At 45.0% G+C, this 7,539-nt stretch carries 7 protein-coding genes and 1 pseudogene; 7 read left to right on the forward strand and 1 reads right to left on the reverse strand.

The features are described from left to right. Nucleotides 1-499: 499 nt before the first annotated feature. Nucleotides 500-949: a nucleoside-diphosphate kinase gene (ndk, locus tag PN470_RS14950; RefSeq protein WP_008205931.1), complete on the reverse strand. Its 450-nt coding sequence runs from the start codon at nt 947-949 to the stop codon at nt 500-502. 321 nt (nt 950-1,270) lie between these two features. Between ndk and PN470_RS14955 the strand changes: the two genes are divergently transcribed. From PN470_RS14955 to PN470_RS14985, 7 genes and pseudogenes are all read left to right on the forward strand, one after another. Further along, on the forward strand, nt 1,271-1,909 hold the full coding sequence (locus PN470_RS14955) for a histidine phosphatase family protein (RefSeq protein WP_103112684.1): 639 nt from the start codon (nt 1,271-1,273) through the stop codon (nt 1,907-1,909). A gap of 49 nt (nt 1,910-1,958) precedes the next feature. After that, the gene (locus tag PN470_RS14960) at nt 1,959-2,603 is read left to right on the forward strand and encodes a histidine phosphatase family protein (protein ID WP_002759710.1); all 645 of its coding nucleotides are present in this window, start codon (nt 1,959-1,961) and stop codon (nt 2,601-2,603) included. Nucleotides 2,604-3,048: 445 nt separating this feature from the next. After that, entirely contained in the window at nt 3,049-3,762 is a 714-nt protein-coding gene (locus PN470_RS14965; RefSeq protein WP_271935034.1) for a biotin--[acetyl-CoA-carboxylase] ligase, read from the forward strand. A 45-nt stretch (nt 3,763-3,807) separates the two neighbouring features. Next, nucleotides 3,808-5,052, forward strand: a complete 1,245-nt coding sequence (locus PN470_RS14970) for a M23 family metallopeptidase (protein WP_103112682.1) — start codon at nt 3,808-3,810, stop codon at nt 5,050-5,052. A 336-nt stretch (nt 5,053-5,388) separates the two neighbouring features. Continuing rightward, a complete protein-coding gene (locus PN470_RS14975) occupies nt 5,389-6,861 on the forward strand; it encodes a hypothetical protein (protein WP_103112681.1) in 1,473 nt (490 codons plus the stop codon). Between the two features lie 195 nt (nt 6,862-7,056). Further along, nucleotides 7,057-7,170, forward strand: a pseudogene (locus PN470_RS14980) (IS1 family transposase); the annotation flags it as partial. 37 nt (nt 7,171-7,207) lie between these two features. Beyond that, nucleotides 7,208-7,539 (forward strand): transposase family protein (locus PN470_RS14985; RefSeq protein ID WP_272104748.1); only part of this gene is annotated, 332 nt, incomplete at its 3' end.

A 7,539-nucleotide genomic window follows, 5' to 3' on the forward strand; every position in this document is an offset into this window, starting at 1 on the left:
GTGGGGTGTGGGAAGAATAAATAAAAATAATCTCCTGACTCCTGACTCCTATCTCCTAACTCAATGTTAGACAAAGATAAGCAAAAGTTATTTATTGCCTCCAAAGACTTGAGAATATTTAAATTAACATTCCGCAATATTTACAAATTCTTAAGAATTAATTGAGAAAGATTTTTATTTAACAACGATGTTACAATGGTTACAGCGATTTTACTGAATTTCATAATGGGGTATTTTGTGCTTTCTTAGGCAGCAATGGTTGAAACCCTTGCCACACCTAGAGAGTGATCCCAATTCAGACAGGTAAATCAGTCAATTTCACCCACAACGATGATCTTTTTTTTGTGTAGTTTTGTTGCAAAAAAAAAGTTTTTTTGACAAAAAGCACAAAGTATGCAGGGGTAGTTCTTGCAGAGAGGGGAGAAGGGAGAAGGGAGAAAAAAGCTGACTCGGAGAATACTGACTCCTATCTCCTGACTCCTGACTGCTTCAAAGGGATTTACTCTACGACCCAGGGAGTGATGGCGGGAGTCCAATTAGCCAATTCTGCATCGCTAAACCAGAGACTAACTTCATCTTTGGCGGTATCTGGACCATCGGAACCATGGATAAGATTGCGTCCGACACTAATGCCAAAATCACCGCGAATCGTACCAGGTTCGGCATTGAGGGGATTAGTGGCGCCAATAATTTTTCTAGCGGAGGCAATTACTCCTTCTCCTTGCCAAACCATAGCCACCACGGGGGAGGAGGTAATAAAATCGACTAACGAAGGGAAAAATGGTCGTTCCTTATGAACAGCGTAGTGTTTTTCCGCTAATTCGCTAGAAACCTGCATCATTTTCAACCCAACCAACGTAAAACCTTTAGCTTCAAAGCGTTGAATAATTTCCCCCACCAGATTGCGTTGTACACCGTCAGGTTTAATCATTAAGAAAGTGCGTTCCATACTGCCTCTTAAAATTTAGCCATAAATTGTCACAAAACCCAGATTAACCCGGAATGGCATTCTAGAGAATGGCAGAATTTTCGCTTCAATTGCTGAGTTAGCTTGCTGTCCGACTGAGATAGAAAGTTTTCGTTTTTTCTCCCGAAACCCTGGAAAAACTTTTTTAGTAAACCCTAAATATAGTGGTAATTTAGAGAATTACTGGGAAACAAAAGGTAAAAAGGATGATTGTAGCGGCGAATTGCCTTCGCCCTCTTTTAATAACTTCTGCTTATCACTATAAGTGGGAGAGAGTCACAAATATTGAGATGCACCCAAAAGATGAGTCTAAAACTTTACTTTTTGCGTCATGGCGAAACCACAGCCAGTCAAACGGGTAGTTTTTGCGGTCGATTAGACTTGGAACTAACCCCAGCCGGCTATGAAATGGCCAAGGATTTCGCCCTTGCCTATCGAGATGTGCCTTGGACAGGGATCTATTCCAGTCCCCTCAAACGTACCATGGCCACAGCCACCCCTTTAAGCGAACTCTTAGGTATTCCCATCCACAAACGGGAAGGATTAAAAGAGATTGCCTACGGCCAATGGGAGGGAAAAACCGCAGCCGAGGTTAATCGGGAGTTTCATGATGATTATGTGCGCTGGTTAGCAGATCCGGGCTGGAATTCTCCCACAGGAGGCGAAAAAGGCATCGATATCGCTCGCCGTAGTTCGGAAGTATTAGAGGAAATCGACCATCATCACGATGATGGCCATATTTTGATCGTTTCCCATAAAGCAACGATCCGAATCATGTTATGTTCTCTTTTAGGCATTGATATCGGCCGTTATCGCGATCGAATTGCCATGCCCGTGGCCTCGGTGACGATCGTCGAATTAGCCGAACATGGTCCCCTCTTTCAAGTCATGGGCGATCGCTCTCACCTCCGCAATGACCTGCGCTCCCGAGCGGGAACCTAACCAGTCAACAGTAACCAAGGAAGCCCCGGATTTGGTCTCCTGAAAAACTATGTGCTTGATGTTATATTTTCTGCGACACGGACAGACAGCCTATAGCAAAACGGGAGGATACTGTGGTACTCCAGAAAATGACCCCGGTTTGACGGCCGAAGGCATCGAAATGGCGGAAGAATTCGCCGATGTCTATCGTTCTTTACCTTGGCGTGCGGCCTATGTCAGTCCCCTCCAAAGAGCTATTCAAACCGCTAAACCTCTCTGTGAAGCGGTGGGACTGAAATTGGAAATCCGCCAGGGATTACAAGAGATCGGTTATGGTCTTTGGGAAGGTATGCACCCCAACGATATCGATCGTCAATATCATGATCTCTATGTACGCTGGTTGACGGATCCGGCTTGGAATGCTCCCCCCAACGGGGAAAGGGGGATCGATATCGCCCGTCGTTCCGCGGCCGTTTTGGAGGAAATTGAACACACCCACAGTGATGGCAATATCTTGATCGTTTCCCACAAGGCCACCATCCGGATCATGCTCTGTAGTCTGATGGGTATTGATGTGGGCCGTTATCGCGATCGATTTGAAATGCCCGTGGCAGCTGTCAGTATTGTCGAATTAGGCAGTCGTGGCCCGCTTTTCCATGGCATCGGTTTACGTTCCCACCTCAGTGAGTACCTGCGTTCTCTCCCCTGCACCTAATCAGTTATCAGTGATCAGTTATCAGTTATCAGTGATCAGTGATTCAGTTATCAGTGATCAGATGTCAGTTTTCATACTCAATCCGGTTATTAAAAACTGATTATCTATTCCCTCTTTTGCCTCTTGCCTTTTGCCTGTCCTGATATGTAGCCTATACTCAACGGATGGCCGTATTACTTCCCACTTGATCATTCAATCCAAGCTTTTGGGGGGTTCTACCCCCAAAACCCCCCGTTGGGGGCGTGGCGCCGCCCCCAAACCCCGGAGCGCATTAGTTTTTCGGTGGGATGCTTACACGCAGCTGCTGACACATCTGTAATCATTTAAGAGTCACTCCACTTGCAGGAGTGCCTCTCCTGATATTTAGCCTATACTCAACGGATGGCCGTATCAGGTCACTGATTACTGTTTACTGATCACTGAAAATACTCCCCACTTCCAATTTATGACCAAAATCCATCACTTTGAGCTATTACCTTCCACTAATACTAAAGCGTGGGAATTATTAGAGTCGGGGGAAAATCCGCCTTTTGTGGTGACTGCTAGTCAACAAAGTGCCGGGAGGGGACAATGGGGACGGGAGTGGATTTCTGAACCGGGAGGATTATATTTATCTTTGGCTTTAAATCTGGATTTAGAGGTGGATAAATCTGCCCATCTCGTTCTCGCTACAGTTTGGGGCATCGCTCATCACCTGAATTGTCAGGAAATACCTGTTAAAATCAAATGGCCGAATGATTTAGTATTACTAGGGCGCAAACTAGGGGGAATTAACCTAGAAACCCGTATTCAGGGTCAAAACATCCCGCAAGCAGTCATCGGAGTGGGCCTCAATTGGTTTAATCCTGTCCCCCCCACGGGTATTAATTTACAAGCTTTGGCCGGCAATAAAATCACCTCGATCGCTCAGTTAACTTCTCTCACCAGCGATGCTATCCTATACGGCTATGAATATTACTGTCATCACGGCATAAAAGCCCTATTAGCCTCTTATTTAGAATTTTTTGCCAATTTTGGTCAAAAGATAGTTTTCGAGGGCTATCAGGGCATAATAACGGGGGTAAGCGATCGAGGGGAATTAAAAGTTAAATTAACTTCGGACAATGCCAGTAGCGAAATCTATATACCGGCCGGTAGGGTCAGTCTCGGCTATAATTGAGTCTAAATATTTTTTTGACTAAACTGTGAGAAGTGAGGCCGCCCTATGTATCCTTCATCGGTGATATTGAAACTTTTTCTCGGAAAATCCTTAAAAAAGAAGCTGAGTTTATGCAGTGGTCTCGGTTTAGTGGTCAGCGGTCTGATTACTCTTGCTCCCAATGCGATCGCTAATTCCGAAATTGGCAGCGAAACCCCGGTAGTGGAAAATCCCGCCCCGACTCTGAAAGCCCCCGTTATCAAAGAAAATACTAATCCTGCCCCCCGTCTGGCTATCCCCGAAAACCATCGAACCGATATGCCTACCCTTGCCCCCCGGGCCGGCGGTAAAAATAACTTTATCGATACTAGAAACTTTAACCCCCCCAGTTCCGTTGTCGTCACCGAGCGCCGCAGTGGTTGCCAAACCATCGCCCAAAATGGTCAACTGGTAGGAGGTAGCTGTAATCTGGCGGCCCGGTCTTCCCGTCGTCAGCCGGTCAGCACTGTGGCCAAACCCTTACCCCCGGTTAATCTGGCCCGGGTACGTCTCAATCCTAATCCGGCCGTGCGGGTAGGACGGCGGTCTCAAAATCAGCCGGTTATCGCTCATAATTCCCTGCGTCGTTATGCCCCCACTCTCGTCGCTTCTAGCTCCCCGGTACGTCTGGCCGCCCCCACGGTGATTCCAAGTCAGGTGGTAGCCCTCAATCCCCCGGAATGGAATGGCGTAAAATTAGCTTTGGCCCCGGTGACTCGTGCGGAAGTGGAGGCAATCAGCGAAGCAACCACCTATGAGCGGGCCACCCGTTTAAGTCCCACGGATTCTAACCAAACTCAACGCACCGATTTACTCTTTCCCCTCGCTCTTCCCGCCCAAATTACCTCGGTTTTCGGGTGGCGAAATCATCCGGTCAGCGGGAATCGGGCCATGCACGCGGGTACTGATTTAGGCGCACCGATGGGAACATCTGTATTAGCCGCCTACGCAGGGGAAGTGGCCACCGCCGACTGGTTGGGAGGTTACGGATTAACGGTGATTTTGCGTCACCTCGATGGTAGTCAAGAATCTCGTTATGCCCACCTTTCGGAAATTACCGTCAAACCGGGAGAATGGGTGGAACAGGGAGCGGTTATCGGTCGCGTGGGTAGTACGGGAGTTTCTACTGGTCCGCACCTACACTTTGAATGGCGACACCTAACCGAACAGGGTTGGACCGCCGTGGATGCTGGTTTGCATCTAGAATTAGCCCTCGATAATCTGGTGCAGAGAATGCAAATGGCCACAGCCACTGACTCTAATCAGAATTGAATGGTGAGCTAATAGAACATCTTTGGTGGGAATTAAAATCTCTCGTGAAAAAACTCGCCCCGAAAAGGGAAGAAGCCTTAAAAGCTATCTTACATCTTGGCTTGATGCTAGTAAGCGAGAAACACTCGATAAACTATTTCCCCCATTGCTGTTATTATGCCTCTCATACCATTTTTCTAAAGTAATGGCAGAGATGGTTAATTACCCTCACCCCGAACCCCTCTCCCAGAAAAGGAGAGGGGAGTGGGATACCTGCCACGAATAAAGAAAAATGGTATCAGTTCTGCAAAGTCCTGCAATTACTTGAGCGACTTTTTCAGCAAACCCTACCAAATAATGAAAAACTTTCTAGACTCAACTAACCGAGGGGAAAAAAATAATTTCCTCATCCCCTTTGCCTATGTGCTAGGAGTGGCCCTACCCTTTATTTTGGTCTATTTTCTCCCCATTTATCACGTTACCGATGTCTTCCAATTTAGTAGATGGGGGGATTGTCTCGCAGCAGGTAAAGTATATATGGATTGTCCTCGCAAAATCCCAGACTATCCTAGTATAGGTGTACTAGCAAGTGGTGGAGTAATTGCGGCGATAAAATCCCTATTGGGAATTAGCGAAAAAACCGAAGCTATCTACCACTTCCGTTTTTACCTAGCGTTTGTTGACGCTGTCATTTTTCTCCTTCTTACCTACCTAGCGAGAATCTTAAAATTCAAACGCCCCGTAATCATCGGTTTAACCATTACCCTAGTGCTATTTCTCTGGGCGGCAGGTTCTCTCTGGGGACAGATTGACAACGTAGGCTTATTATTTTGCCTCTTGGCTACCATTGGTTTCTTCCAATCTTGGAGTGAGAAAAACACCCTGCTCAAAAATATCCTCTGGTTTCTCCTCGGGATGTTTAGTTTAGTCCTATTCATTCTCACTAAACAACTTTTTATTTTTTCCCTACCCTTTTTTGCCCTAGTTATCCTGACCACAGGTTACAAATTCCAGCAAAGATACCAGACTAAAGGCTTAATCTGGCTGGGAGCAACTCTACTTTTAAGCCTCGGATTTTTCCTCTACCTAGATAGCCTATTTGCAGTTCCCCTCAGACTGATTCAGTCTAGTTTCCTCTTTGTCTTAAAGTCTAGTGTTGCTCAAGGTGACAAAATCTCAGGAAATGGCTTTAATATCTGGATATTTCTCGGTTTAGAACCGGGCGCTTCCTCCCTAGTACCTTTTATGGATTTGCAACTGGGTAGCTGGAAAAAAGGTATCAGTCCTCACCAAGCAGGGTTTTTACTCTATGCTGGTTTCATGGGTTTTCTTCTCTGTACAGGTTTAATCAAGATTTGGCAAATTCTCGCCACCAAAACCGAGGCGATTAGCCCTAAATATAATCCTACCTATTTAATGGCACTTCTCTGCCTTTTCCACGGACTAAGTTACCTAGGTTTTAATATTCTTCTCAGTGGCACTCATGAGCGCTATCTCTATATAGGTTATCCTTTTATTTTGATCAGTGTTATCTGGCTCTACTATCAGGATTTCCTGGTATCCAGACGCGCCCTACTCGCCTCTTTATTTGCTGCTTTTGCCTACGGTTGTTTTCTTTACTCCCAAATATCTAATGCTTACGTGGCACAAGCACAACAGTATTTAGGTTTTCAACAACCACCGAATGTTCCCTTATTACCCAAGTTCTTCTTTATCTTTGAAAGACATCAGTTTCTGGGTGCCGTTCATATATTCTTGCTAGTTTTCCTAGTAGATATTTGGCAACAGCTAAGTAAAAGACAGATTGTTCTTCCTAGTTCCGATAAGTGAACATCAATCGCCACCGGCAAAAGCGCCTACAAACACTGACTCTAATCAGAATTAATTTGTTTTGGGTTACAAATATAGCGGTTTTTGGAGCTTAAAAAAGCATTGTTGAGCTTTTGCCCAATTGATGCGTTTTCATACATTCGCAGCCTTAGTAATACCAAGTTAAATTCTATTCAGTGCAGATAGAGCGCGCCTATTGAAAGATTAAATAATACTTTTCGACAAAGGATTTCTCGGCTGGTGAGAGAGAGTCTATCTTTCTCTAAAAAAATGGAGAATCACCTTGGGGCTCTTCTAGGTTCTGTGTGAGCATGGTATAATGGCAAAACAGAACAGGAGGTGGGTTATGTGGATAAATTTTGATCAACTCCTTGATTTACCAAATGTAACAGTGGTCAATTATCAAAAAATTCCTCAGACAATTTTCTTAAAGCTTGCTCTTTTAAATGAAACAATTGAATGTCCGAATTGCCATCAAACCTTGGACAGAATCAATCAGACAGAGTATAATCTAGTCAGAGATTTGTCAATATTAGGTAATCCAGTATATTTAGAAGTACCACGCCGCCAGTTTCATTGTCAAAAGTGCCAAAAGTATATCAGCGAAAGACTGAGTTTTATGAGATTAAGACAGCATCATACAATTCGCTATGAATCGATGATTTATGAGAGAGTAAA

The organism is Microcystis sp. CS-574, assembly GCF_028329095.1.
GTDB lineage: Bacteria > Cyanobacteriota > Cyanobacteriia > Cyanobacteriales > Microcystaceae > Microcystis > Microcystis ichthyoblabe_A.